At 51.9% G+C, this 25,285-nt stretch carries 25 protein-coding genes; 14 read left to right on the top strand and 11 right to left on the bottom strand.

Annotated elements, in window-relative coordinates; all coding sequences use genetic code 11:
- A partial coding sequence (locus tag R6U67_RS04015) for a tetratricopeptide repeat protein (RefSeq protein WP_410251358.1) occupies positions 1-1,392 on the top strand: 1,392 nt, incomplete at its 5' end.
- A gap of 57 nt (positions 1,393-1,449) precedes the next feature.
- On the opposite strand, the gene R6U67_RS04010 is transcribed toward R6U67_RS04015, so the two are convergent.
- Complete coding sequence (locus R6U67_RS04010; protein ID WP_068787942.1) at positions 1,450-1,797, bottom strand: element excision factor XisI family protein; 348 nt, start codon at positions 1,795-1,797, stop codon at positions 1,450-1,452.
- Entirely contained in the window at positions 1,773-2,201 is a 429-nt protein-coding gene (locus R6U67_RS04005) for a XisH family protein (RefSeq protein WP_170190176.1), read from the bottom strand. The genes R6U67_RS04010 and R6U67_RS04005 overlap by 25 nt, the downstream gene beginning before the upstream one ends.
- A gap of 416 nt (positions 2,202-2,617) precedes the next feature.
- On the opposite strand from R6U67_RS04005, the gene glgA reads away from it, so the two are divergent.
- The 3 genes from glgA to R6U67_RS03990 all read left to right on the top strand — a co-directional run bounded on the left by glgA (position 2,618) and on the right by R6U67_RS03990 (position 4,587).
- A complete protein-coding gene (glgA, locus tag R6U67_RS04000; RefSeq protein WP_410251357.1) occupies positions 2,618-4,057 on the top strand; it encodes a glycogen synthase GlgA in 1,440 nt (479 codons plus the stop codon).
- 97 nt (positions 4,058-4,154) lie between these two features.
- On the top strand, positions 4,155-4,364 hold the full coding sequence (locus R6U67_RS03995; RefSeq protein WP_068787950.1) for a type II toxin-antitoxin system HicB family antitoxin: 210 nt from the start codon (positions 4,155-4,157) through the stop codon (positions 4,362-4,364).
- Between the two features lie 7 nt (positions 4,365-4,371).
- On the top strand, positions 4,372-4,587 hold the full coding sequence (locus R6U67_RS03990) for a type II toxin-antitoxin system HicA family toxin (protein WP_410251356.1): 216 nt from the start codon (positions 4,372-4,374) through the stop codon (positions 4,585-4,587).
- Positions 4,588-4,667: 80 nt separating this feature from the next.
- Here the strand turns inward: R6U67_RS03990 and tal are convergent, their stop codons facing one another.
- From tal to R6U67_RS03970, 4 genes are all read right to left on the bottom strand, one after another.
- A complete protein-coding gene (tal, locus tag R6U67_RS03985) occupies positions 4,668-5,822 on the bottom strand; it encodes a transaldolase (RefSeq protein WP_410251355.1) in 1,155 nt (384 codons plus the stop codon).
- A gap of 245 nt (positions 5,823-6,067) precedes the next feature.
- Positions 6,068-6,667, bottom strand: a complete 600-nt coding sequence (locus R6U67_RS03980; RefSeq protein ID WP_410251354.1) for a class I SAM-dependent methyltransferase — start codon at positions 6,665-6,667, stop codon at positions 6,068-6,070.
- A 91-nt stretch (positions 6,668-6,758) separates the two neighbouring features.
- Positions 6,759-6,848 (bottom strand): cytochrome b6-f complex subunit PetN, encoded by a 90-nt coding sequence (locus R6U67_RS03975; RefSeq protein ID WP_068787938.1) that lies wholly within the window; start codon positions 6,846-6,848, stop codon positions 6,759-6,761.
- A gap of 50 nt (positions 6,849-6,898) precedes the next feature.
- The gene (locus R6U67_RS03970; protein WP_410251353.1) at positions 6,899-7,318 is read right to left on the bottom strand and encodes a hypothetical protein; all 420 of its coding nucleotides are present in this window, start codon (positions 7,316-7,318) and stop codon (positions 6,899-6,901) included.
- A gap of 300 nt (positions 7,319-7,618) precedes the next feature.
- Between R6U67_RS03970 and R6U67_RS03965 the strand changes: the two genes are divergently transcribed.
- The 4 genes from R6U67_RS03965 (at position 7,619) to R6U67_RS03950 (ending at position 10,084) form a co-directional block, all read left to right on the top strand.
- Positions 7,619-7,966: a hypothetical protein gene (locus R6U67_RS03965; protein ID WP_410251352.1), complete on the top strand. Its 348-nt coding sequence runs from the start codon at positions 7,619-7,621 to the stop codon at positions 7,964-7,966.
- A gap of 12 nt (positions 7,967-7,978) precedes the next feature.
- Positions 7,979-8,362: a DNA sulfur modification protein DndE gene (dndE, locus tag R6U67_RS03960; RefSeq protein WP_410251359.1), complete on the top strand. Its 384-nt coding sequence runs from the start codon at positions 7,979-7,981 to the stop codon at positions 8,360-8,362.
- Positions 8,363-8,569: 207 nt separating this feature from the next.
- Positions 8,570-9,031: a DUF1499 domain-containing protein gene (locus R6U67_RS03955; protein WP_410251351.1), complete on the top strand. Its 462-nt coding sequence runs from the start codon at positions 8,570-8,572 to the stop codon at positions 9,029-9,031.
- 12 nt (positions 9,032-9,043) lie between these two features.
- Positions 9,044-10,084: a GDSL-type esterase/lipase family protein gene (locus tag R6U67_RS03950; RefSeq protein WP_410251350.1), complete on the top strand. Its 1,041-nt coding sequence runs from the start codon at positions 9,044-9,046 to the stop codon at positions 10,082-10,084.
- Positions 10,085-10,111: 27 nt separating this feature from the next.
- On the opposite strand, the gene R6U67_RS03945 is transcribed toward R6U67_RS03950, so the two are convergent.
- Positions 10,112-11,008: a GDSL-type esterase/lipase family protein gene (locus R6U67_RS03945; protein WP_410251349.1), complete on the bottom strand. Its 897-nt coding sequence runs from the start codon at positions 11,006-11,008 to the stop codon at positions 10,112-10,114.
- A gap of 222 nt (positions 11,009-11,230) precedes the next feature.
- Between R6U67_RS03945 and R6U67_RS03940 the strand changes: the two genes are divergently transcribed.
- Together R6U67_RS03940 and R6U67_RS03935 are read left to right on the top strand one after the other, a co-directional pair.
- Positions 11,231-11,716 carry a photosystem I reaction center protein subunit XI gene (locus R6U67_RS03940; protein WP_410251348.1) on the top strand — a complete coding sequence of 162 codons (486 nt, stop codon included), beginning with the start codon at positions 11,231-11,233 and terminating at the stop codon, positions 11,714-11,716.
- Between the two features lie 71 nt (positions 11,717-11,787).
- Positions 11,788-11,904, top strand: coding sequence for a photosystem I reaction center subunit VIII (locus R6U67_RS03935; protein ID WP_074162781.1), 117 nt, complete (start codon positions 11,788-11,790; stop codon positions 11,902-11,904).
- 210 nt (positions 11,905-12,114) lie between these two features.
- Here the strand turns inward: R6U67_RS03935 and gnd are convergent, their stop codons facing one another.
- Positions 12,115-13,536, bottom strand: a complete 1,422-nt coding sequence (gnd, locus tag R6U67_RS03930; protein ID WP_410251347.1) for a decarboxylating NADP(+)-dependent phosphogluconate dehydrogenase — start codon at positions 13,534-13,536, stop codon at positions 12,115-12,117.
- Between the two features lie 224 nt (positions 13,537-13,760).
- On the opposite strand from gnd, the gene R6U67_RS03925 reads away from it, so the two are divergent.
- Positions 13,761-15,218 carry a Ycf66 family protein gene (locus R6U67_RS03925; protein ID WP_410251346.1) on the top strand — a complete coding sequence of 486 codons (1,458 nt, stop codon included), beginning with the start codon at positions 13,761-13,763 and terminating at the stop codon, positions 15,216-15,218.
- A gap of 180 nt (positions 15,219-15,398) precedes the next feature.
- Positions 15,399-15,611, top strand: coding sequence for a hypothetical protein (locus R6U67_RS03920; RefSeq protein ID WP_410251345.1), 213 nt, complete (start codon positions 15,399-15,401; stop codon positions 15,609-15,611).
- Here the strand turns inward: R6U67_RS03920 and R6U67_RS03915 are convergent.
- The 3 genes from R6U67_RS03915 to radA form a co-directional block, all read right to left on the bottom strand.
- On the bottom strand, positions 15,608-15,760 hold the full coding sequence (locus R6U67_RS03915; protein WP_410251344.1) for a hypothetical protein: 153 nt from the start codon (positions 15,758-15,760) through the stop codon (positions 15,608-15,610). The genes R6U67_RS03920 and R6U67_RS03915 overlap by 4 nt on opposite strands.
- Complete coding sequence (locus R6U67_RS03910) at positions 15,757-22,008, bottom strand: PAS domain S-box protein (protein ID WP_410251343.1); 6,252 nt, start codon at positions 22,006-22,008, stop codon at positions 15,757-15,759. Before R6U67_RS03910 ends, R6U67_RS03915 begins: the two co-directional genes overlap by 4 nt.
- Before the next feature lie 317 nt (positions 22,009-22,325).
- Positions 22,326-24,032, bottom strand: coding sequence for a DNA repair protein RadA (gene radA, locus R6U67_RS03905; protein WP_410251342.1), 1,707 nt, complete (start codon positions 24,030-24,032; stop codon positions 22,326-22,328).
- Position 24,033: 1 nt separating this feature from the next.
- On the opposite strand from radA, the gene R6U67_RS03900 reads away from it, so the two are divergent.
- Positions 24,034-24,168 (top strand): hypothetical protein, encoded by a 135-nt coding sequence (locus R6U67_RS03900; protein WP_410251341.1) that lies wholly within the window; start codon positions 24,034-24,036, stop codon positions 24,166-24,168.
- 58 nt (positions 24,169-24,226) lie between these two features.
- A complete protein-coding gene (gene rpaB, locus R6U67_RS03895; RefSeq protein ID WP_068787930.1) occupies positions 24,227-24,955 on the top strand; it encodes a response regulator transcription factor RpaB in 729 nt (242 codons plus the stop codon).
- Positions 24,956-25,285 lie beyond the last annotated feature (330 nt).

Genomic DNA, 25,285 nt, shown 5'->3' with positions numbered 1-25,285 from the left:
CCCGCCACCGATATTTACGCCCTATCCGCCTCCCTGTATGAACTCAGTACCGGGGAATTACCGGCTGCTTCAAGCGATCGCGCCATAGTTGTCCATGAAGGAAAACCCGACCCCCTCATCCCTCCTCGACAACTGAATCCCAACCTTAGCCCCTACCTAGAACGAGTCATTTTAACAGGAATGCGCCTTCGAGTTGAAGAGCGAATTCAATCAGCTCAAGACTTTAGAAAAGCCTTACAAGGACAATTTGTTTCTCCCCTCCATCAAACCGCTAAAAATTATTTACTTCAAGGAAATCTCAATCAAGCGATTCAAGTTTACCAAACCTGTTTAGAGCGAGAACCCGACAACGGAGAAGCGGCGGTTGAGTTCGCCTTAATCCTCGTCCACCTCAACCACGACGATGGAACCAGCGCCCTCAACATCGCCCGTCAAGCCCAACAGCTCCAACCCCAGGATGGACGCAGTTATGGCGTGTGCGGCTTAGTCTATTGTCGCCGTCAACAGTGGAACGATGCTGTTGCTGCGTTGCAACAGGGAGTTCGTCTGAGTTCCAAAGAAGCCTGGATGCACGCCAATCTCGCCTGGGCCTTGGGGAAACAGGGAGATTGGCCAGCCGCTGAAACCTCCATCCAACAAGCCCTACAGCTTAATCCAGACTGTACCTTCTCCTTGGGAGTTAAAGCCTGGATTAATTTTCATCAGCGTCAGTGGAAAGCCGTCGTGCGGGCGGGAAGTCAGGGAATGTTTAAATCGCAACAGACGCCTAAAGAGGAGGAAATTCGCTTAAAATCCTGGGTGTATCCCCTAGTGATTTCCGCCTTAGAACGAGCCACCGGGAAGACTGGGGGGGATGCCCAACGTCGCCTCCAAGCCTTTCTCCGGGACGTTCCTCAGCATCCCCTGGCGTTGGGATTGCAGGCTTGGTATCAGTATCAACATGGGAATCTAGCCACCTGTCGTCAAAGTCTGGATTTAGCTCGTCAAGCCCAAAATTGCCCGGAATGGGTTGACAAAAACAGTCTTTTGGTGTATGAGCATTTAAATGACTTGACCACCGCCATTCAACGCTATCAAACCTATCGGCAACAGCATCCCGATTCAGCCTGGGCTAATTATCGCCTAGGAACTCTTCTGGCTCAACGAGGAGATTATCAGCAGGCTAAAACCTATTTAGAAGCCGCCGTCAAAGAGTCGCCCAACCTAGCCGCCGCCCAGCATAACTTGGGCTGGGTGTTATTGAATCTACGTAATTCCGAGGGGAATGTAGCCGCGCCTCAGGCCCTGCTGAGTGCTTATCGTCAGGCGGCGATCGCCTATGAACAGCAAGGCGATCGCCAAAAAGCCCAACAGGTGCGATCGGCGTTTCAGGCTCTCAACATTAACCTTTAACCCAAAAATGGGGCTGATGTTCTTGCCTGTACTAGAGGGTATTTTTGTCAATATCCTCTAGGCGATCGCCATACTCCCTTGACGCTGGTTGGGCGGGTGAAATGCCAAAACAATCAAGTCAGGGGAGATTCCCAACCTCAGGAGATCCTCAATCACCCCCTCTTCTGTCCAATCTTCCTCAATTAAGATCCGTCCCGCCTTAATTCGAAGGTGAATCTGTACAGTTTTTACCCGCCGCGAATGTTCCCAACCCATCAGCAATAGCAAATAGTTATCGCTATCTTCATCGAGGACAGGAACCGTCTCCAGGGTGGAATCAGCTTGCAAGTTGAGCTGATGATAATCCGAGATCACTTGCCGAACCGCCGCTCGCAACTCAATCATAGATTGGGATTGTCTATCCATGTTACAACCACCTCCTCAATGGGATCGAAGACTAATAGTTTAATCTGATTACGTCGGATAATGGTATCCGCTAAATACCGCTGAAAGCCTTGGCTATAGGTGTCTAACGGAACCGCCAGATATAGCGTGAACTCTGAATCTGTTTCCTCCAAGATGTCCCGATAAATTACATATTGACCCACAGCCCGTTCTAATTCAAAGAAAAAAGACTTTCCTAGAAAACTCTTGACTTCTACGAGGATTCTCTCATCGTCCCGTTCTAAGGCTAGAGGTTGCTCGGCTGCTAGATCCACATAAAGGCGATCGCCCCCTAGGGTGAGTGCATAGTTCTCTGCGACAATTTGCCACCCCTCCCGAACCAGTGCTGTCTTAACTGTGTCATGGTAAAAGTCTTTGTTAGGCATACTCACCAAGCGACCGTTAGAACTTCATCTTAGCTCAAGCACACTCAGGAGCAATTCATTGTGGGAGGTTAACCCCATCCATCGTACTGCAACTCCTGCTCATCAACCACGGAGGCTCAGGGGGACTGCTGCAAAAACACCGAGAGGGGAATCGTCTCAGACTGCGATGCCTCAATCTGAACTGTTTCCCAAGCTATCCGTCAGGAAGCGGACGAGTTGACGCTTCTGCCAGAGACTCAACCCTAACAGCCTTTCTTTTAAATCAATTGCGGTCATCGCATCACCTCCAAGTCTCCCCCGAGTCTACCACTGAGGCTTCTAGCCCAAACTCTGGCCGAAAGATGTTGGCCAAGGGGAAAAATCTGCTACTGTGACAATCAGATTTGAGACATCCAGACGTGCAACCGAGGTAGATCATGCGAATTCTCTTTGTTGGGGCAGAAGCCGCACCACTCGCTAAAGTGGGTGGAATGGGCGATGTGGTGGGCGCACTCCCCCGGTATCTACGAAAACTGGGCCATGACGTGCGGGTGTTTATGCCCTATTACGGCTTTCTTCCTGACAAAATCGAGATTCCCGAAGACCCCGTTTGGTGGGGCCATGCGATGTTCCAAGACTTCGCCGTCTACGAAACCAAACTCCCTAAGAGTGATGTTCCCCTCTATCTGTTTGGTCATCCGGCGTTTATGCCCCGTCGCGTCTATCATGGCGATGATGAGGATTGGCGTTTTACTCTGTTCGCGAATGGCGCGGCGGAATTTGCCTGGAATTACTGGAAACCCGATATCATGCATTGTCATGATTGGCACACAGGCATGATTCCCGTTTGGATGAATCAATCGCCGGACATTACTACGGTGTTTACGATTCATAACCTGGCCTATCAAGGTCCCTGGCGGTGGTATCTCGATCGCATCACCTGGTGTCCCTGGTATATGCAGGGTCATAACACTATGGCCGCTGCGGTGCAGTTTGCCAACAAGGTGAATACAGTCTCCCCCACCTACGCTGAACAAATTAAAACCGCTGAATATGGGGAAAAAATTGAGGGCTTGCTCTCGTTTATTAGTAGCAAACTCAGCGGGATTCTCAACGGAATTGATACGGAGAGTTATAACCCGGAAACGGATACAGCCCTGAAGCAAAACTATACGGCTGACACGGTTGAAAAACGTGCCGCCAATAAAATTGCGCTTCAGGAAGAATTGGGCCTACAAGTCAATGCCGAGACCTTCATGATTGGCATGGTGACTCGGTTAGTCGAACAGAAGGGGATTGATCTCCTTCTGCAAATTCTCGATCGCTTTATGGCCTATAGTGATTGTCAGTTTGTTCTCTTGGGAACGGGCGATCGCTACTACGAAACCCAGATGTGGCAACTCAGCACCCGCTATCCTGGGCGCATGGCCAGTTATCTTCTCTATAACGACCAACTGGCCCGCCGCATCTACGCCGGAACCGATGCCTTTATGATGCCGAGTCGCTTTGAACCCTGTGGGATTAGCCAAATGTTAGCCATGCGGTATGGCTGTCTCCCCATTGTCCGCCGTACAGGGGGGTTAGTCGATACCGTCTCCCACCATGATCCCATGAAAGAGGCGGGAACTGGGTTCTGTTTTGACCGCTATGAGGCTCTCGATTTATACACCTGTTTGGCTCGCGCTTGGGAGTCGTTCCGTTATAAGAACGACTGGCGCAAGTTACAACAACGAGCCATGCGTCAAGACTTTAGTTGGCGCAAGTCGGCGGTGGCTTATGATAATCTCTATCGGGATCTCTATGGCCTGCCCCATCGGACCGATGAGGAATTGCCGAAGTTGTTTGAACAAGCTGAAGAGTTTACGACGGTTCAATAGTTACCGTATGGCGAAGGATGCCCCTAGGGATAAGTGCGTCACTAGGGGCATTTGGGTTAATGAATTTGGAGATGTTATCACCTTTAGAGGGTTAACCATGAATGTTAGAGCGATTATTGAGTGGGATGAAGTCTCTCAGTTATATTCGGCAACTTGTCCAGAGTTAAACTTTGTCTCGTCGTTTGGAGAAAGTCGTGACGAGGCGATCGCACAGCTTAAGGATGCGATCGCTCTCATGTTAGAGCCAATCCCAGATGAATTTTTGGAAACTCAAAACCCTCAAGATGTTGTAGAACTGGCGCTTTGAAAATTCCATGCCAAGATATCCTCGATTGACGGCAAAGCAGGTCATTAGAAAATTAAAAACAGCCGGGTTTCTTGAAGTTTCTCAGACTGGCTCTCACCTGAAGTTGTTCAACCCCAAAAGCCGACGGACAGCTATTATTCCAATTCATAGTAAAAAAAACATACCTATTGGAACATTGAAAGCCATTGAAAAACAAGCAGATATTAAATTAACAGAACTATAAATGTAGCGACTGTCTCAACAATTGAGACAGCCGCTACGGCAAGAATATCCCCGGGTCAACTTAAATCGCTAATCTGGGTATTAACTTGCGACTTGTTCCGGTGTCTCGGTGACAGCTTTGGTTTTCTCTTCGATGGAACTCATCAAGGATTCATAGGGTTGAATAAACTTGTCAATCCCTTCCTCAATCAATTCTGCCATCACCGAGTCCAGGTTAATCTGGATATCCGGGTGGTTGAGATGTGCAATCACTTGATAGGCCGCTTTCACATCCCGATGAACCGTATCCGGTTGTGGTTGACCGTGGTCGGCGAAGGCGTCTAAGGTACTCGGAGGAATGGTGTTAACCGTGTTGTCCGCCACCAGTTCCTCAACATACATGACATCGCTGTAGTCGGGGTTCTTGGTGCTGGTACTGGCCCAGAGGAGGCGTTGGGGACTGGCGCCTTTCTCAGCCAGGGCCTGCCAGCGATCGCTGCTGAAAATGTCTTCATAGGCTTGATAGGCAATCTTCGCATTGGCGATCGCCACCTTACCCTTAATAGAGTTAACCAACTCAGCATCCGCACCAGCTTCGAGGCGTTTATCCAACGCATCATCGACTTTGCTATCAATGCGGCTGAGGAAGAAACTGGCCACCGAGGCGATGTTATCCACCGGCTGTCCGTTCTGAACACGGGTTTCTAAGCCGCGAATATAGGCCCAGGCCGCTTGTTTGTAATCTTCTACTGCAAACAGGAGCGTGACATTGACATTGATTCCATCGGCGATCGCCTGTTCAATGGCCGCAAACCCCTCTAAGGTTCCGGGAATCTTAATCATCACATTGGGGCGATCGACAGCGTTATTAAACCGCCGCGCTTCGGCCAACGTGTCTTTCATATTCCGCGCCAGATGGGGCGACACCTCAATGCTGATATAGCCGTCTTTCCCATTCGTCTCATCATAAATGGGGCGGAAAATATCACAAGCGTTGCGGATATCTTCAAAAATCAAGGATTCATAAATCTGTTCCGGGGATTTCTCCGCCTCAACCCCAGTCCGAATATCGCCATCATAGACTTGGTTGCCGATAATCGCTTTTTCAAAGATGCTGGGATTCGAGGTGATTCCCCGTAAATTTAAACTTTCAATCTGAGACTTCAGCTCACCGGATTCGATCGCAGACCGGTTGAGATTGTCCATCCAGATGCTTTGACCGTAGTCAGCAAGTTTTTGTAGGTTTTCGTTACTCATGTGAGACTCTCCGTAAACGTCAGGTTAGCAGTCGCTTTCGCTTTTAGAACTACAAAAAACGGGTAACAGTTGACAAATCTTATATTTTGTGGTAATTTATCTTGGGTAGATTAGCGAGCCGGAAAGCTGACTGCTTAAGGTCATTCTAACGATAAATTCTAGCATCAGCACTCCCCCAAAGGATGGAGATTGGCTCAGTTCGCTCCAGTCACTGACGGGCGAGGAGCCAAATGGAAACCGAGCCGTTACGCTGGCTTCATCACCTCAACCACCATACGAAGCGACTGAATCAAGTTGTTATAGACCTGGCTTTCCCGTAACAAGAGTTGCCAGTTCACCTCAGGCTCAGGATGACGCTGAAACCAAACCGAACTCGGCTGATAAGAAATATCCCGTAGCTCAAAATCCACCCCCAAATTCAACCCCAAACTCGAACAAGCATAGCCCCGCTGGTTCCACTCCCGATTTAGCCGTTGGGAAAACATCCGCACCCCCAACGGCGTCACCGCCCGCACATGAGTGGGGTCATCATAGAAATTATCATGACGGTGATGGGGAACCTCAATAATCAGCCTGGCTCTAGGTTTGCAGATACGGTACAGCTCCTGCCAAATCTTCAGATAAACTTTGGGATCTCGCCCCAAATGTTCCAACACTTGAATTAACTGAACCTCCGCCACCGTATTATCAGACCAAGGCCAAGGAAACGTCTCCAAATCCAGAACCAGATCCGGCCTTCCATAGAGATCTACATTGACATAGCCCTCCATGGGACGATAGCCACAACCGAGATTCAGCCGTAGATTCGACGATTGGGGGACAGCCGAGGGAAAGAGAGAGAACATGGTCAACACCGGAGAGTTCCAACAAAAACCCGGTGAGTTCTCAGGGAGAAGCCTCACCGGGTTCAATCAACAAACAAAGCTTCAGCCGAGACTAGAAGCCGCGACGACCCCAGACCACCAGAGCGATGGAAAAGGTAAAGGTCGCGAGAAGTCCCGCCCAGCCAGCACTTAAAATATCCATAGTTTTTGAATGACAGACAACCAGATTGCTAGGGTCTATCATAAAGCAAACTAGGGGTTTTCGGAAATCGAGAGCTGGTACGGGGCCGACTCACCATTGAGATCTCCGACATAAATCTCATAGGTTCCCGCTTGCCAATAGCCCGACTGTTGTGGGAGACTACGAGCGCAAAAGCGATCGCCGCGATCAGGACCAATCACCAATAGGGTCGGATTCGCGTCCCCTAATACATCCAATCGCAGATAGCTAAAGTCTTCCGTTAACGTCAGTTCATGGTTGGGAACCGCCGCCGTATAGCCACAGTCTTGACTGTTGCTGCTTCCCCCCGAGTTTCCTTCCAAGACCATCTCCTCAAAACCGGGAGTTACGTCTAACACCTCGTCGGGGGGAACCGTTTGGGCTAAAGTCGGAGTAGCGATAACCAGTCCCAGGGCGATCGCCGTTAGTGATGCTAGTGAATTGCGTCTCATCGCCGTTAGCCTCCTCAAATCCCAAATCTCCACATCGGCCTCTTTCAACATTGACGGATATCTTGACGGATATCTTGACTGAAGCGATGATTTGGGTTTAACCATTACTCTACTATTGTGACCGTCAACTCCCCAAGCCAACCTCATCCCTATGACAGTTCCCAACACGGTCATTCATCTCCCCAAAGGTCTGAGGTTCGGGCTTTTCACCTCTAACTCCCTTGGAAGCCATAACCGCCATTCGCTACAATACGAACATCGACAGCGAACCGCGATACTACTCTCTTGCGCAATCGTCCTATGGCTTCTCAATCCGACTGGCAACGTAAACTTCAAGAACTCGAACTCGACATCGATCGCAAACTCGGCGATCGCACTCAATCCCAAGATAGCCCCAACAGCAACCCTCTCCCCGAACAAACCCAAACCACCATCTCCTCGCTGTACAACCAAGCGAAAACCTGGTTCCAAACCCTTCCCACCATTGGCCAAGTGGCCGTGGGAATCGGGGCCGTGGTTCTCAGCCTCTCGGTTCTTCAGACCGTGATGCGTCTCGTCACCCTCGGCATCAGTGTAGCCGTCATCGCCGTGGTTGGCTACATTGGCTATCGCCTCTTTTTCGCCCCTGGCGACACCCCCCAAAGCTAAGTCTTACCCATGATCGAACCTCCTGTTGAACGGGTGCGTCTCTCGCAAACGGCCAAAGATCAACTCAGCAAACTCAAACGTCAGACCCGGATCGATCGTTGGAACGTTCTCTGTCGTTGGGCCTTATGCCGATCGCTGGCCGAACCCAGTCCCCCATCCCCAGTTCAAATTACCACCGATAGTAACGTGGAGATGACCTGGCGCATCTTTGCCGGAGATGACGGCGATGCTTACGCGATCGCCCTCAAACAACGCTGTCATCAAGATAACCTCCCCACCGACCCCGAGACCCTAGCCCAACAATTTCTGCTGCATCTCCATCGAGGGATTGGCTATCTCGCCGGCGATCGTAATCTCAAGCAAATTGAGGATTTTGTGGGTTTAGTCAAGAGTTAATTCTGAGTTACGAATAACTCAGAATTAACCTCTAAAAAACCAATCAAAACCCCTAAAAAGCTAACATTAAAAAGTCAGAAATGGCTTTTTATACCTTTGGCTATATATCCATTTATCACCTTTAAAATCATGCTCAAACGTACCCTTAAAGCCGGATTATCTGGAGTTCTTAGTCTTATTTTTTTCCTAGGAATAACTCCCGGACTTATGGCTAAAGCCGTACCCCTACCACCACTTCCCAGCCAGGGATTACACCTAGCCAGTCTTTTGCACTTTTCCGGCTCCCGGCCCGATAACCTCGGCGTAACATCCGGGGAACTGGCCCCTTGTCCGAGTTCACCCAACTGCGTCTCTAGCCAAAGTTCAGACCTCGAACACAAAACCGCTCCCTTGCCCATCCAAGAAAGTCCCAACCAGGCTATTCAACGCTTGCAAGAGATTTTAGAAGCGCAAGATAACGCCGAAATTATCACCGCCGAACCTGACTATCTCTATGCCGAATTTACCTCAAACATCATGGGTTTCGTCGATGACGTTGAGTTTTGGGCCGACACCGACGAGAACGTCATTCAGGTTCGCTCAGCCTCACGACTCGGAGAATCAGATTTAGGCGTGAATCGTCAACGGGTTGAGTCGATTCGAGCCAAATTTGCCCCAGAATTGAGTTAAGGTCATCTTCCCTTGCGATCGCCCCTTTGGACCCAACTGTCACTCATCCTGGCTCAGCTTGAGAATGAAGGGATCTCCCCCCGCATCTTTCTCTACCTAGCCATCGCCAGTAGTGGCTTGCTGCTGCTGCTTGGGCAAAGTTCCACCGTCCTGCTTAATCGGCCCTCTCCACAGGATTACGCACCCTTACGCCACGTTTCCCAGCCGCCACCTCAAACAACCCGTCCCCCGTTACCCTCCCCTAAACTCCCCTCCCCCGCAACCCTTCTCAACCTGTCGCGGGCCGAACAGAGACTGGTGAACCAACTTGGCGATCGCCGGTGGGATGGCCGACAATGGTATCTCAGCAAATCTCGGCAGCTTCAGAACCATCTCAGTGCCGATGAGTGGCAACGACGAGAAACCATCGCCGCCAACCCCTTACGTTATCCCAGCAAAGCCGACTATCTAGCCCTAAAACAGAGCGAATATCGTCAAGTTCTCCAACAAGGTTCCCCCATACAACGGTTAATCCTAGGAAGTTCCATCGCCCTCGGGATTCCCGACGAACTGATCGGCGAGGAAGATCTCAACCTCGGCATCCCCGCCGCGCATCTAAACGATACCCTCCAACAGGTGCAAGCCTTAGATGAGAGCCTCCAGCCGCAACAGATTATCTTATTTGGGGCCGGAACCCCGGAATTACTCAAACAGGCCTCCGTGCAAGAGATCCAACAAGATGCCCTCGATGTTCTCGATGCCCTAAGCCGCAAATATCCCCAAGTTCCGATTATCATCGTCTCCGTCTTACCGCGATCGCGCTCGACCGAACTGACCCATCCCCATATGGAACGGGTAGACAACGCCAAAGTTCGCCGCCTCAACCGCAACCTGGCCCACCTGTTCGCCCAACATCCTCAGATTCGCGTTTTGGATCTCAACCCCTACATCACAGACGACGATGGCTATCTCAAACGAGACTTTTCCACCGATGGCCTTCATGCCAATCCTCTCACGGCCTTAGTTCTGATCAAACTCTTGCAGTTTAGCGATCGCCTTGATGGCACGTTCTAGGGGGTCTTCAACCTTGACGCTCAACGACTAGCGGCCAACCGCCAAGCGATCGCGGGACAATTGCTCCTCCGTTTGCGTTAAAAAGCTTTGCCAGAGATCATAACCGCGATCGCTCAGGTGAATCCCATCCGTACTCAACTCTGAGATCATGCGGCCCGATTCATCACTAAAATGAGGGTAAAGATCCAGAAACATCGCACCCTGCTGACGGGCAATCTCGGCCAGTTCCCGATTCACCGCGCGGATGTCTTGGTTACTCACCGCGTGATGATCCGTCGGCAAAATCGACTGAACCACCACATCAGCCTGGGCATAGCGCGATCGCAGTTGATAGATAATATCCTGATAATTAAACAAAACTTCCTGAACCGAGCGGCCCGCAATCAGATCATTGACCCCCGCCATCACAAAAATCGTATTGGGGCGAGTTCCCTCCAACAGGTCAATCCGTTGCCGAATCCGAGCCGTATTGTCGCCACTAATGCCCTGATTGAGCCAGAGGCGATCGCCCACAAAGATTCCTGGCGGGAGCCATTGCGTCAACGAGTCTCCAATCGTGACACAGAGGCGATTCTGGGCCTGGCCCGCCGCCGTGGCCTTAGCTTCTTCCCGGAATAACGTCGTCCACTGTTCATACGTGGGACTCTCCCGAGCCGTTTCCCAGACCTCTTGGAAACTATGGCGGGGTAAGCGAGTATAGAGTCGGCCAGCATCGAGGGCCGCTAACCGTTGCTGATAGAGTTGACCCGTAGTATTGGGAACCCGACGGGCGATCGCCATCGGCGTCGGAATCGACGACGGGTCCTGAGGGGCCATCTCAGAGATCGCCTCCTCGTGATCCAGAAGGCGGGGGAGCGAGGGGGGCATCACCTGAGCGAACAGGGGCAATGTCCCCAACATCAAAGCCAGCGAGAGGGGATTCATGATTGACTTAATACCGTAGAACACCTTGCGTTTTTGCACCAATTGAGCGATCGGATCAGGAGACTTTTCCCTAGCCCCGTAGCCAGGAGGTCCTCCAGCGTACCGATTTTAATGAACTTTTCTAAAGTTATTTAACGCTTTCGGGACGAAATCGCCCACACTTCCCTAGAATGTTAGCTTAAAGTTCTTCATCAAGAATTTTAGAGAATAGGAGAAATTTCCATGACGACTTCCACCAGCAATCAGATGGTGAAGCCTTATCAGGGCGACCCTCAGACGGGTCATCTGTCCACCCCCATTAGCGACTCTGCCTTTACCCGCACCTTTATCGGCAACCTTCCCGCCTACCGGCCCGGGTTGTCCCCCCTGCTGCGCGGACTTGAGATCGGCATGGCTCACGGCTACTTCATCGGCGGCCCCTGGGTCAAACTCGGCACCCAACGCGGTACCGAGTTCGCGAACCTCAACGGCTTGATTTGCGGCGGAACCCTGTTGCTCATTGCCACCGCTTGTTTAGCTGCCTATGGCTTAGTCAGCTTCCAAGGCCAACAATCCAACAGCGACAATTCCCTGCAAAGTTCCGAGGGCTGGAGTCAGTTCACCGCTGGATTTTTCATCGGTGGCATGGGAAGTGCATTTTTGGCATTTTTCTTGTTAGAAAACTTTGGTGCGGTTGATGCCATTCTTCGCGGATTAGTCAACAACTAATTCTCGACGTTTGTGCGTGAATCCTGTGGCACTGTTAACCTGAATTTTTTTGAAATTGGAGCCTTATAGACATGACTGGTGATTACGCTGCTTCCTATCTTCCTTGGATTCTGATTCCGGTTGTCTGCTGGCTGATGCCGGTTGTCACCATGGGTCTGCTATTTATTTACATCGAAAAAGAAGCTTAGGAGTTCGTGAGTGGTTCCTCGCCTCTCGTTAATCGTCAAGCCTAATATCCAACCGAATTAGCTGAAGCCAGGAACTATCAGAACTTGACTCACCGTCCTTAGCATCACGAAAAAGAGAGAGTGACATTCAGTTGTCCTCTCTCTTTTTTAGTGGCCTTATTTTGGGGTGACTTGTTTCGGGTTAATCCCAGACGTCAAGTCAATTCAACACTAGCTGTCGACCCAGTCGGCGTGGAAGAACTCGCCTCGGGGTTGGTCCGTGCGTTCATAGGTATGCGCACCAAAGTAGTCCCGTTGAGCCTGGGTAAGGTTTTGGGGAAGGCGATCGCGGCGGTAACTATCGAAGTAATCCAGAGACGCACTAAAGGCCGGGATGGGAATCCCTAAGCTATTAGCCGTCATCAGAACTTCACGCCAGGCGCTTTGGCGATCGAGAATGGTCTGCTTAAACTCCGGTGCTAGGAGTAAGTTAGGTAGCGTTGGATTTTCATCAAAGGCCCGTTTGATTTTGTTCAAGAACCCGGCTTTGATAATACAACCGCCCTTCCAAATGCGGGCAATTTCCCCTAAATTGAGAGCATAGCCAAATTCCTCAGACGCCTTGCCCAACAGCGCCATCCCTTGAGCATAAGAACACATCTTCGAGCAGTAAAGTGCATCACGGACTTTGCCGATAAACGCCTCCGTATCACCATTAAACTTACCCGTCGGAGCCGCAAGCTCTTTCGCAGCGGCGCTGCGTTCCTCCTTAATCGAGGATAAAATCCGCGCATTCACCGCCGCTGCGATCGTAGGAATCGCCACCCCCAACTCCAGAGAACTGACAACCGTCCAGCGTCCCGTTCCCTTTTGTCCAGCAGCATCCAAGATTTTGTCGATCAAGAAGCCATCGCCTTGATCATCCTGTTTTTTGAAGATGTCCGCCGTGATTTCAATGAGGAAGGAATCTAATTCCTCCGTTTGATTCCATTGTGTAAACACCTCCTGGAGTTGCTCATTGGTCAGGCCCAGAACATTTTTGAGCAAGTCGTAGGCTTCAGCAATCAATTGCATATCGCCATACTCAATGCCGTTATGCACCATTTTCACATAGTGACCCGCGCCCTTCGGACCAATGTAGGTCACACAAGGACCGTCATCAACCTGGGCCGCGATTTTCGTGACGATCGCCTCGATTTCATCATAGGCGGCCTTCGTCCCTCCCGGCATCAGACTTGGACCATGGAGCGCCCCTTCTTCGCCACCACTGACGCCCATACCAATAAACCGCAAGTCAGCCGCTTCGAGATACTCCACCCGGCGATCAGTATCCTCATACAGAGAGTTACCGCCATCAATAATCATATCCCCCGGTTCCAGGAGAGGCTTGAGTTGTTCAATGACCGCATCAACCGGGCCGCCAGCTTTGACCATCAAGAGGATACGCCGAGGACGCTCTAACGCCCCGACAAACTCCTCGACCGAATACGCCGCTTTGATATTTTTACCCTGAGCGCGATTGTTCATGAAGGCTTCAGTGGTGCTGCTGGTGCGGTTATACACCGCCACCGAAAAGCCCTTGCTTTCGACATTGAGGGCCAGATTTTCCCCCATGACAGCCAATCCAATCACACCAAACTTTTGTAATGTCATATATCTATTCGTTGCGTTAAGGGTTTGCAGTCGTCTGCTTGAGAACCATGACGGTCCATCTGTTAGGGTAGCTTGATCCCTAACCGATGGCCTGGAAGAAGACCTTAAGACCCGTCAACTCAAAAAACTGTGTTGCAACGCACCGACAAATCAGCCAAATTACCAACGGGGGGCGGGAGAACTGTAGAATAGGTCAGTAGAACGATTCGGGGGATACCGAGGACATGCTTGCCTACTTTCTTGCCATCGCCGTCGGATTAGGGAGCTTCGTGCTGTTTATGGCGGCGTTCTTCTTTCCAGAGGTTTACCGTAAAGGGGATTTTATCTGGAGTGGCGTCGGCTTTTTCTATGCGTTAGTACTCTGGTTCTGCGCTGGACGCTTCACCGGCGCAATTTTACTAGGACAGTCGGCCAGTGTCGCGCTGATTGGTTGGCTCGGCTGGCAAACGCTCCGCTTACGTCGAGATGTGACGCCGCAACCGCAACAAACACCAACCGAGGCGATCGCCCAGAAAGGGGTCAGTGGCTGGTTCAAAGGTAAAACGACTCAAGCACCCCCCACGGAAACCCCTCAGGAGGACGCAGTTGACTCGGCTGACACCGCCACCGCAGATACCCCTAAACCTGACCCTGAACTGAGAACTGACAGCCAAACGGACACCTCAGAGGATGTCCAGAACACCCCACCACCGGCTATTGAGCCACGAACTCCAAGGTCAGCACCTACCTCTGATGATGAAACTCCATCTGAGTCTCAATCCGACGAGACAGTTCAACACAACCGTGCTGTCTCAGCTGATGAGCCAGAGACCACTGAAACGGCATTACCGTCATCTGAGCCAAACTTGGAAGACAACCCCGCTGAACCCCCGGTTCAGAGTGCTAACCCCCCAGCGGCCGACGAGCCTAATGACAAGCCTAATGACAAGCCTAATGACAGGCCTAATGACAAGCCAAAGTTCTGGCAAACGGGTATTTTTGCGCAAGTGGGACGGCTGCTACGTCGCCAGCCGAAGACCGTTCGCCCCAACCCTCCCGATGGGTCCGAGTCTTCGCGAGATCTAGACCTCGATCGCGATGTTGATTCAGACCTGGATTTCGATGATATTGAGGATGCAACGGTTTCTTCCACTCCGGCTCAGCCGCAAGCCAGTCAGGAACCAGAACCTGAGTTAGATGCTCAGCCAGAACCTGAGCCAGAACCTGAGCCAGAACCTGAGCCAGAACCTGAGCCAGAATCTGAGCCAGAACCTGAGTTAACTGCTCAACCCGAAACTGAGCCAGGATCTGAGCCAGAATCTGAGCCAGAACCTCAGGATGAACAGCGAGTCGCCCCTGAACCGGAAGCCCAGAACGAGCAGCCAGCAGAACCTGAGCCAGAACCTGAGCCAGAACCTGAGCCAGAACCTGAGTTAACTGCTCAACCCAAAACTGAGCCGGACAGCCCAAACGAGCCGCAACCGGCTACGGCGGTTGAGGACTCGTCGCCAGAGGACTCCTCCGATACAGAAGTGGCTCAGCCGAATACTCAGCCGAATGCTCCTAAGGCTCAGACCGATGTAGAGTCAGAGGATTCTGAGGACTCAGAAGACGGCTCTGGGGATAACTCAAATGTCGCCAATGAAGGAGATGAAAAGGACGAAACCCCCAAGAAATCTGACGCTTCTGACCCATCGGCTTAAACGTCTGCTTAAGTTGCGATCGCCCCGAGCTTAACCTGCCCTGCGATCGCCATCACACCCATGACTCGATCGCGATCGCCTAAACTTGTCAGTAATCTCACGGATGATCTCAAGATAGATCACGCCCCCAGGGGGTAAGACCCCTCATACTAGGGATGTTCCGAGCTATCGTAATGTCATATGATGAGCCAACTCATGGTGTCCATTCGTGAACTGGTACAGGAGGCGATCGCCAACGGTTATTTGTCCCTTGATGCCGAAAACCAACTCCGTCAGCATTTAGCCACGAAGTATGACTTCGAGGACTTCCAAGCCATTCTCGAACTTCAGGATGCTGCGATGGAAGGGAAAGTGCGTCAGGAATCACGGGAGTTATTGCAAAAATCTGGCTAATCCGAACCCGAGGATGGCCCTTGCAGCCGTTGGATACGAGCGAGAACCTCCCGCCATTCCCGTCGTAGGGATTTCGCGGCATCGTCGTGGTGAAAATCCAGATAAACCAAAGTTTTGCGGATGAGTTGATCGAACTCTTGAGGGGTCATGATTGATGATTGAGCGTTTGACGAGTCTCTTCCCGGAGTTGCAGCAACGCCTGTTTAACCGGTTTATAGCCTTCAACTAAGCGTTGTAATCCCTGTTTATGGTCCCTGGCGGTCACCGTCAGGGCAATTTGTTCTAAATCCGAACAGGCCTGCGACAACTCAGTTGCTCCGAGGGTTGCACTCGTCGATTTGAGAGTATGAGCGAGTCGTTGCACCCGGACTTTATCCTCTTGCGCGATCGCCTCGGAGCATTCAGACAACAATTGAGGCACTTCTTCGAGATAACTCTCAATCACTTCCAAAAACATTTGTGAGTCATCCTCACCGACGAGCAACCAGAGAGATTCTAACGCCTCAGGATTTAAAACCGACGCCGACGGTTGAGAAGACCGATCCGGCTCCGGTGCGGGAGTTGCGGCTGGACTAGCACTGATAGGCGGCCTTTGAGGGGCCATCGCCCGAGGAGACTCAGCCGGAGACTCAGCCGGAGACTCAGCCGGAGACTCAGCCGAACGAGAAGGCGAACTTCGCGGGAAACTGTCCATCGTAATCGCCGGACACTTCGCCAACGCTTGAGCCAACTGCTCAACACGAATCGGCTTGCTAACATAATCATCCATCCCCGCCTCCAAACAGGCCTCGCGATCGCCCTGCATCGCATTCGCCGTCATCGCAATAATCCGGGGTTTCGGGAATGGGAAAGTGTCCGCATCCGCCACAATACGGCGAGTTGTTTGTAACCCATCCAACTCCGGCATTTGCACATCCATCAAAATCACATCATAAGGTTGCCGGTGTAGAGCGCCAATCACCTCCAAACCATTCGCCGCCACATCCGCACGATAGCCCATACGTTCGAGAATCCGCAGAGCCACCTTCTGATTAATGGCATTATCCTCCGCCAGTAGCACCCGTAACGCTGAAACCGCCGCCGGAATCGGCGTGGGTTCCGGGGAAACCGAGCGTTTCCTGGGCAGCTCAACCGTTTGTCCCAGAGCGACCACCAACACATCATACAGTTGTGATTGTTTAATGGGCTTATTGAGAAACGCCACAAAATCGAGATCCTCATAGTCCTTGCGAATCTCGGGCTTACCAATCGACGTAAACATCACCAACGGCAAATTCTGCCCCTCAGGTCGTTGACGAATTTTCTTCGCCAGCGTCACCCCATCCATTTGTGGCATCTGCATATCCAACACCGCCACATCAAAGCGAGCGCCATCCTCCAACAACACCAACGCCTCGGCCCCCGACGCCGCCGCAAACGGCTGCATTCCCCAAAACTGAGTTTGGCGGGTAAGAATTTGTCGATTCGTCGCATTATCATCCACCACCAAAATGCGAGCCTGTGCCAAATCCGGCTGCTGTTGCGTCAGATCCCGCAAACGCGACAGGGCGATCTCCCGCGCCTTAAACGTAAACGAAAACGTCGAGCCTACATTCACCGCACTTTCAACCCACATGCGGCCACCCATCAACTGACACAGCCGCTGGGCGATCGCCAACCCTAACCCCGTTCCTCCATATTCACGAGTCGTCGAAGCATCCACCTGACTAAAGGGTTTAAACAGACGATCCAACCGTTCCTGAGGAATACCAATCCCCGTATCCCTGACCGACACCTGAATCTGATGAGTCGGATGAGCCTGCTCCATATCCAGAGTCTTCGAGGCCGCATCATGGAGAGGAGACGCCGACACCGACACCACCACCTCACCGCGAGCCGTAAACTTAATCGCATTCCCGAGCAGATTCACCAAAATCTGCCGCAGACGGGTCACATCACCAATCACACTATGAGGAACCGACGGTTCAATAAAACAAGCCAGTTCAATTCCCTTCTCCACCGCCCGAGACGCCAATAAATCCAAGGCTCCTTCAACACAAGTGCGTAAATCAAAGGGATGTTCTTCGAGATCCAACTTACCGGCTTCAATTTTCGAGAAGTCGAGAATATCGTTAATAATCGTCAATAGCGCATCACCACTGGTGCGAATCGTCTCCACAAAATCTCGCTGATCCAGCGTCAGATCCATATCCAGCAACAAGCCAGTCATACCAATAACCGCATTCATCGGCGTGCGAATCTCATGGCTCATCGTCGCCAGAAACTCGCTCTTAGCCTGATTTGCCGACTCCGCCGATTGTCGAGCCTGTTCCAGCGCCAGGTTTTGCTCCGCCAGTTGTTCACGTTGTGCCGTTTCCTGTTCGAGCAATTGCGCTTGAGCCACCGCAATTCCCACCTGATCCGCCACCGACTCAACCAATTCAATTTCACTCTGAGTCCAATAGCGGAAGCGATCGCACTGTTGCAAGCCAATCAACCCATTCACCTGGCCCTTATAGGAAATCCGCACCGCCAAGATGGACTTCAAAGAGATTTTCCGGCACAAGGCCGCCACAGGGCTCAGAAGAGGGTCTTCATAGACATTACTACTGGGGATGGCGCGATCGCTAGTGAGAACCTTTTGAATATGGGGATTGCCCGGCACAGGAACATCCAGGTTTAACAACGACGACATTCCACTGTTGAGATACTCAGCGCGAACGGGGGCCTGAGGACGAGGCGCCTCCTCATAAGCATGAAGTAGACAGCGATCAACATTGAGAGTTTGTCCGAGCAGATTACAGGTGGTTTGGAAAATATCCTGTAAATCAAGTTTCGAGCGAATATCTTGGGTAATCGTTCTCAACAATAACGCCCGTTGGAAAGAGCGTTGCACCTCTTGCTGAGCCGAATGGCGTTCAATTTCCCCCCCAACCCACTGAGCCATCAAGCGTAACAGCTCACAGTCAGCTTCCGAGAACACACCAGAGGACTGAGGATGAGGCGAAGAGAACGACAGGGTTCCGTACACCTCTCCCGCCACAAGAATCGCCACCCCCAAATAGGATTGCAAACGGCGTAAGCGATAGCCATCGGAGTTGGCCCAGGGGGACTCCTGAATCCGCTCAATGGTCAACACCTGGCTCACATCACCCTGTTGGCGAATTTGATCGAGGAGGATGGCATCCAAGGTTTCCGCCAAATTCAAACTATCACCCGGTAGAGGCGGGAATAGCGTCATCGGCGGCACATAAACCGCTAGAAGTTCATAGCGATCGCCATTGGCCTGGCCAATCGTGCCAATATCGAGATTAAACCGTTGCGCCCCCATCGAGAGAACCCGATCCAAGCGAGTTTCAAAATCAAGCGATTGATTCGCCGTCACCTCATAGAGCGCGCGAATCGTGGCTTCACTTTCTCGTAAGCGCTGTTCAGCCTGTTGACGTTCAGCCACTTCCGCCTGAGCCTTGGCATAGAGTTGAGATTGGCCGATGGCGATCGCCACCTGAACACTCAACTGTTGCAACAGTTCAATCTCCGAATGTTGCCAGGGACGAGGCTGATAACATTCATGGGCCACCAGTAACCCCCAAAGCTGACCCCGACTTTCCCCTGGGGCCGTTGTCTCGTCTGGATTACGATTGAGGATGACCGGAACCACCAAATTCGCCCGCACCTGGAGTCGGCGCAGCAAATCACGATAACACAGCTCTAAATCCCCCGCTTCAACATCATCAATCGAACTAATACGTCCGTCTCGATACGGGTTCACCTGACCCTCGCGGAAACAGGGGTCCTCAATCATCTCCCCCAACAGTTGCAAACAACCCGGTTCAACCGATTCGACCACAATGTTGCCACTCCAATCCGGATTGAAGCGATACAACACCACCCGATCCGTATGCAGAAACTCCCGTACTTCCTCAACAGAGGTTTGCATCACCGATTCCATATCCAAGGATTGACGAATCCGTTGCGAGATCGTCGATAAGAGTCGTTCTCGCTGTAACTGTCGTTCCAGAGCCGCTTCAGCCAGCTTAATATCGCTAATATCTTCAGCAATACCGACAATCCGATAAATCGCCCCAGCCTCATCCCGAACCGGGAAGGCCCGAGCGCGAATCCAGCGTAGAGTTCCATCGCCATTGAGGAGTCGATATTCCTGACTCGAGTGTGTCGGGGTTGGCTGTCGGAACTCGGCCGCCACGAGATCGCGATCCTCAGGATGAATCGCCTCCAGAAACTGATTCGGATCGGCGTAGAGTTCCTGAGCTGAATGTCCCCAAAGTCTTTCATAGGCGGGACTCACGTAGATCATGCGGGAGGTTTCAGGGTCCCGTATCCAGAAGACACTATCGATATTTTCGGCCAACTGACGGAACCGTTCTTCACTCTCAGCCAGGCTGGCGATGGCCTGACGGGAGTCGCTCACATCACGACAAGCACAGACGAGTAAGCCATCATCACTGAGGGACAGAGAAATTTCTTCCCAAAACCGACTCCCATCCTTGCGTTGGGCCAGAGTATCCCCGCGCCAATGGCGACGCGATTGCAAAATCGGGAACACCTCAGCTTCAATCCGTTGAACCTCCTCAGGAGGATAGAGGCCATGCCAAGTTTTGCCTAGAAAATCCTCGGAACTGTCATAGCCAAACAACTCCACATGAGCTTGATTGAGATAGACATAGGTTCCCGAACGAGCATCGAGCAGAGCAATCCCATCCATCGCCGCCTCAACGGCCAGAAATTGACGGCGTAAGCTTTCTTCGTTTTGCTTGCGCTCCGTAATACTCAACCCCGCACCGCGAAAGCCGATGACTTGGCCCTCATCATCGAGCAGAGGAATCCCATTGACTTCTTCCCAAACAATGGTTCCATCCGGGAGAATATCTCGGTGTTCGAGTCTAAATCCCTGGCCCTGTTCCTTGGCTTGGGCCAGAATCTTCTCAACCCGAGGGACATCTTCGGGAGCCATAAATTTAAACGGGGATTCTCCGAGAAGTTGCGACGAGGGATAGCCTTTTACCGCTAACACGCGATCGCTAACAAAGGTATATCGGGCCTGAATATCAGTTTCCCAGAGATATTCTCCCGCCGCTTCCGAAACATCCCGAAAACGCTGTTCACTCTCCCGTAGAGCCGTTTCCGTGCGCACGCGATCGCGGATATCGCGAGCAAAGGCGCAATTTAACTCCGTCTCACCCAAATGGACATAGTTGGCCGTAATCGCCATCGGGATCGTCTCCCCCGTCGCCGTCACATGGAACGCCTCAAATTGCAACGAGGACTGCTCTCGTAACGCCTGCCAATGCTCCCGCCAGCGTTCAGGCGTCATGGAGAGGTCGAGGTCAAAAATGCGGCGATTGAGGAGGTCTTCTCGGCCATAGCCTAGGGTTTGACAAGCGGCATCGTTGACATAGGTAAAGTTCCCCTCACAGTCGAGCCAAAAGACTAAATCCGCACAAGCATCCACCGCAAACTGAGTCAGACGTAAGCCTTCTTCCGTGCGTTCTCGTTCCGTAACATCTCGGAAGTTCCAGACCCGTCCGACAATGCGATCGCCGATAATCTGTGGTTGAGAGTAACGCTCAACAATCCGTCCATCCTTGAGGCGAACTTGGTCAAAACTGTTTTCTTCGGGATGCTCCAACAGAAAATCAATGGCTTGTCTGAAGCCTTCGGGATCACACAACAGCGGCTCAATGACCGCTAAGACCGCTAATCCGTCCCGTTTGGCCAGCAGGGAACTCTCAAGCCCCCACATTTCCTGAAACTGACGGTTATAGGTAATAATTTCTAAATTTTGATCCGCCGCAATAATGCCATCCGCCGTTGAGTCAAACGTCGCTTGCAGCAGCGCCGAAAATTCCCAACGTTCGGCCTCAATCCGTTCTCGTTCCCGGATTTCATGCGTCAGAGCCTGGTTCGCTTGAGACAGTTCAGCCGTGCGATCGCGCACTCGGGCCTCTAAATCGGCATAGGCTTGATGCAACGACTCTTCGGCCTGTCGTCGTTGGGTAATATCCTGCACCAAGGAAGCGACCCCAATCACCTCCCCTTCCCGGTTAATAATCGGCGTATTATACCATTCACAGACCAGCATCTCCCCCCGGCGGTTCACATTGCGATTGGTGCTACGGCTTCCTCCTTTCTGTTGCAACAAGGTTGACCAAACCGCATCCACATGAGGTTGATCCTCCTCAGGAACGATAATCTCGTTGGCATGTTTGCCCAACACTTCGGCTTCGATGTAACCAAACATCTCTTCAGCCGCTGGGTTCCAAGACACCACGCAAAACTTGAGGTCCCACTCAATCACACCAATGGGACTCTGTTCAACAAACAGGCGCAACTTTTGCAGAGCCTCAATCGACTCCGAGGACGAATCATTGGGTAATGAGTTAGAAGGAGAGGGCATAGTAGCAGAATCGGGGAGAACTGGGGATATCGACTCTCGACGCTGTTGACTCTGTTGTCTGGCAAGGAGCCAAAGGATTCCCCACAGGGGTATTCCCAGAGATAGGCTCCAGACAAGCGAACTGGAGAAATCCAACTCTCCCACCCAGGAGAGGTTCCTAAGGAGAATCGGCAAGAAACCCAAGTGCATCATTCAGGCAGAATCGCAAGACAACAGGACACAGACAAGGAACGGGAGACCGAATGAAGCCGGATCAAGCCAGTTCATTGACCGGCGATGAATCTCATCGTCCTGTGTCTATGGTGACACGAGTGACCTTAAAATAGGTCGGTTTCGGCCCCATCGGTTTCGGCCCCATCGGCGTTGAGCGGCTCATCATCCCAATCGTCCTCATCCTCGGCTAAATCAAGAGGAGGAAGACTTAAGGCGGGTTGAGTTCCACCCGACTCGATCGCCTCTGGGGATGGGCTAGATGCTGAAGGAATCGCCTCTAAGATAGCATCGAGAACTCGGGCCACGGGAATTAGTTTTAAGCCCAATTCCGGCGGGTTCTGTCCTTTGGGGATAATGGCCCGTTTGAACCCAAGTTTAGCGGCTTCGCGCAAGCGTAATTCTAACTGAGAAACTTGGCGCACTTGTCCCCCTAACCCGACTTCACCAATGAGAACGGTATGGGGGTCCACCAGGCGATCGCGGAACCCAGATACCACGGCGATCGCCACCCCCAAATCGGCAGCCGGCTCCTCAACCCGAATCCCACCCACTGAGGCCAGATAGGTGTCTAACTTGGACAGAGGAACCCCCACCCGCTTCTCTAACACCGCTAAAATCTGTTGCAGGCGGTTACTATCAATACCCGTCGCACTACGGCGAGGGGAGCCAAAACTCGCCGGACTCACCAGGGCCTGCAACTCCACTAAAATCGGTCGTGTCCCTTCGCAGGCGACCACAGTACAGGTTCCTGATACCGTCTCATCCCGACTTCCCATAAACAATTCTGACGGGTTAGCCACTTCCCGTAAGCCATTGGCAATCATTTCAAAGACGCCAATCTCATGGGTGGCCCCAAAGCGGTTTTTCATCGATCGCAAAATACGGTGACTGGCGAAGCGATCGCCCTCAAAAAACAACACCGTATCCACTAAATGTTCTAACACCCTCGGTCCGGCGATCGAGCCATCTTTCGTCACATGGCCCACCACAAACAAGGTGATATTCTCGCGCTTAGCCACCTGCATTAAGGCCGACGTACATTCGCGCACCTGAGCCACCGAACCCGGCGCCGACGTCAGAGACGAAAAGTAAATCGTTTGAATACTATCAATCACCGCAAAATCGGGCTTGAGCGATTCTAATTCCCGTAAAATTGCCTCTAAATCCGTCTCCGGTAACAGAAAGAAATTCGGCTCCACCGCCAGAGTCCCTTCCCCTAACTCCGGCTCTCCCTCCGGCCCCCTGGAGTCCCCAGCGTCAGCCCCCGAATTTGCCCCCAAATCAACCCGTTGTTGGAGGTCAGCAACCGGGGTCTCATTCGCAGAATTTTCGATGTGAGGATGTCCATCGAGGAGCCGCTGAGCGCGTAATTTAATCTGTTGCCCCGACTCCTCTGCCGAGACATAGAGAACCCGCGACTCTTGAGCCAAACCACTGGCCGTTTGCAGCAATAGAGTCGATTTACCAATCCCCGGTTCACCGCCAATCAGCACCAACGATCCTGGCACAATGCCCCCTCCGAGGACGCGATCGAGTTCCGCATACCCCGACGACATCCGCGCCACCGACGCATCAGCAATTTCCGACAAACGCACCGACGCCCGAGGTTGGCCTCCGGGTTTCTCCCCATTAGCAGCATTGAGATTACGATTCCAGGCCACCGCACTCACAGGGCGAGTTGTTGTCAGGGCCTCGATCGGTTCCGTTTCCACCAGGGAGTTCCAGGCTCCGCAATTGGTACAACGACCAAAATATTGAGGAAACTCAGCACCGCATTCCTGACAGACATAAATTGTGCGAGGCTTTGCCATAATGACTCAGTGGGTGGGGACAAGGGCAGCCACCCTCAGTCATCCCGAGGGCCGCGAGAATCGTGGCGAAACCCTGAAAGATAACCCTAGACAGGATTTCAACTTGATTCTAAACCTCGATGGGGTAGTATCTTAATAGTGTACGCTAACAAACTTTATCAAAATAAAGGTTCGTTTAAGAGGCTTGAAGGACATTGGATAGTCAAAAAGAAAAAATTCTCGTTGTTGATGATGAAGCCAGCATCCGTCGTATTTTGGAAACCCGCCTGGCCATGATTGGCTACGATGTGGTGACAGCGGCTGATGGTGAAGAAGCCCTCGACACGTTTCGTGACAGCCAACCGGATTTGGTGGTGTTGGATGTGATGATGCCGAAACTCGACGGCTATGGCGTATGTCAGGAACTCCGCAAAGAGTCGGATGTTCCCATCATTATGTTGACAGCGTTAGGGGATGTTGCCGATCGCATCACCGGGTTAGAGTTAGGGGCTGATGACTATGTGGTCAAACCCTTCTCGCCAAAAGAACTCGAAGCTAGAATTCGCTCGGTGTTACGACGGGTAGACAAAATTAACAGTACCGGGATTCCCAGTTCGGGAGTAATCCAAGTTAATACGATTCGCATTGATACCAATAAACGCCAGGTGTATAAGGGCGACGAACGTATCCGCTTAACCGGGATGGAGTTTAGTTTGTTAGAGTTACTGGTTAGCCGCTCAGGAGAACCGTTCTCGCGCTCTGAAATTCTACAAGAGGTTTGGGGCTATACCCCCGAACGTCATGTCGATACGCGGGTGGTGGATGTACATATCTCCCGACTACGGGCCAAACTCGAAGAAGATCCCAGCAACCCTGAGTTAATCCTCACGGCCCGAGGAACCGGGTATCTCTTCCAACGCATCATTGAACCCGGAGAAGAGTAGAATCTTAGGCAAGAGGCAAGAGGCAAGAGGCAAGAGGGGAAACACTTCGAGGCGTACCCTTGCCGTCGGCGAGCGATCGCCGAGCCGTAGCCGTGGTCGCCCGAGGATACAGAGGTACACAAGGGAGATAGGGATGGGTTTCCCCCCGGCTACCTATTCCCTATTCCCTATTCCCTATTCCCTATTCCCTATTCCCTATTCCCTATTCCCTGTTCCCTATTCCCTATTCCCTATTCCCTATTCCCTATTCCCTATTCCCTATTCCCTATTCCCTGTTCCCTATTCCCCGTATTACTTTCGTAAACGGGGAATAGGGAACAGGGAATAGGG

This window comes from Sodalinema sp., from assembly GCF_046483825.1.
Taxonomy (GTDB): Bacteria; Cyanobacteriota; Cyanobacteriia; order Cyanobacteriales; family Geitlerinemataceae; genus Sodalinema.
Note: the sequence above shows the minus strand (reverse complement) of the source record. Positions and strands in the feature narration are given on the sequence as shown.

Excerpts from the sequence above, each read along its gene's own strand:
- R6U67_RS03940 (WP_410251348.1), top strand. The coding sequence starts at position 11,231 with ATGACGACTTCCACCAGCAATCAGATGGTGAAGCCTTATCAGGGCGAC.
- R6U67_RS03945 (WP_410251349.1), bottom strand. The coding sequence starts at position 11,008 with ATGAATCCCCTCTCGCTGGCTTTGATGTTGGGGACATTGCCCCTGTTC.
- tal (WP_410251355.1), bottom strand. The coding sequence starts at position 5,822 with ATGAGTAACGAAAACCTACAAAAACTTGCTGACTACGGTCAAAGCATC.
- R6U67_RS03970 (WP_410251353.1), bottom strand. The coding sequence starts at position 7,318 with ATGAGACGCAATTCACTAGCATCACTAACGGCGATCGCCCTGGGACTG.
- R6U67_RS03995 (WP_068787950.1), top strand. The coding sequence starts at position 4,155 with ATGAATGTTAGAGCGATTATTGAGTGGGATGAAGTCTCTCAGTTATAT.
- R6U67_RS03900 (WP_410251341.1), top strand. The coding sequence starts at position 24,034 with ATGACTCAGTGGGTGGGGACAAGGGCAGCCACCCTCAGTCATCCCGAG.
- gnd (WP_410251347.1), bottom strand. The coding sequence starts at position 13,536 with ATGACATTACAAAAGTTTGGTGTGATTGGATTGGCTGTCATGGGGGAA.
- R6U67_RS03935 (WP_074162781.1), top strand. The coding sequence starts at position 11,788 with ATGACTGGTGATTACGCTGCTTCCTATCTTCCTTGGATTCTGATTCCG.
- radA (WP_410251342.1), bottom strand. The coding sequence starts at position 24,032 with ATGGCAAAGCCTCGCACAATTTATGTCTGTCAGGAATGCGGTGCTGAG.
- R6U67_RS03990 (WP_410251356.1), top strand. The coding sequence starts at position 4,372 with ATGCCAAGATATCCTCGATTGACGGCAAAGCAGGTCATTAGAAAATTA.
- R6U67_RS03910 (WP_410251343.1), bottom strand. The coding sequence starts at position 22,008 with ATGCCCTCTCCTTCTAACTCATTACCCAATGATTCGTCCTCGGAGTCG.
- R6U67_RS03925 (WP_410251346.1), top strand. The coding sequence starts at position 13,761 with ATGCTTGCCTACTTTCTTGCCATCGCCGTCGGATTAGGGAGCTTCGTG.
- R6U67_RS04005 (WP_170190176.1), bottom strand. The coding sequence starts at position 2,201 with ATGCCTAACAAAGACTTTTACCATGACACAGTTAAGACAGCACTGGTT.
- R6U67_RS03915 (WP_410251344.1), bottom strand. The coding sequence starts at position 15,760 with ATGACCCCTCAAGAGTTCGATCAACTCATCCGCAAAACTTTGGTTTAT.
- R6U67_RS03975 (WP_068787938.1), bottom strand. The coding sequence starts at position 6,848 with ATGGATATTTTAAGTGCTGGCTGGGCGGGACTTCTCGCGACCTTTACC.
- R6U67_RS03965 (WP_410251352.1), top strand. The coding sequence starts at position 7,619 with ATGGCTTCTCAATCCGACTGGCAACGTAAACTTCAAGAACTCGAACTC.
- R6U67_RS03920 (WP_410251345.1), top strand. The coding sequence starts at position 15,399 with ATGATGAGCCAACTCATGGTGTCCATTCGTGAACTGGTACAGGAGGCG.
- R6U67_RS03955 (WP_410251351.1), top strand. The coding sequence starts at position 8,570 with ATGGCTAAAGCCGTACCCCTACCACCACTTCCCAGCCAGGGATTACAC.
- R6U67_RS03980 (WP_410251354.1), bottom strand. The coding sequence starts at position 6,667 with ATGTTCTCTCTCTTTCCCTCGGCTGTCCCCCAATCGTCGAATCTACGG.
- glgA (WP_410251357.1), top strand. The coding sequence starts at position 2,618 with ATGCGAATTCTCTTTGTTGGGGCAGAAGCCGCACCACTCGCTAAAGTG.
- R6U67_RS04010 (WP_068787942.1), bottom strand. The coding sequence starts at position 1,797 with ATGGATAGACAATCCCAATCTATGATTGAGTTGCGAGCGGCGGTTCGG.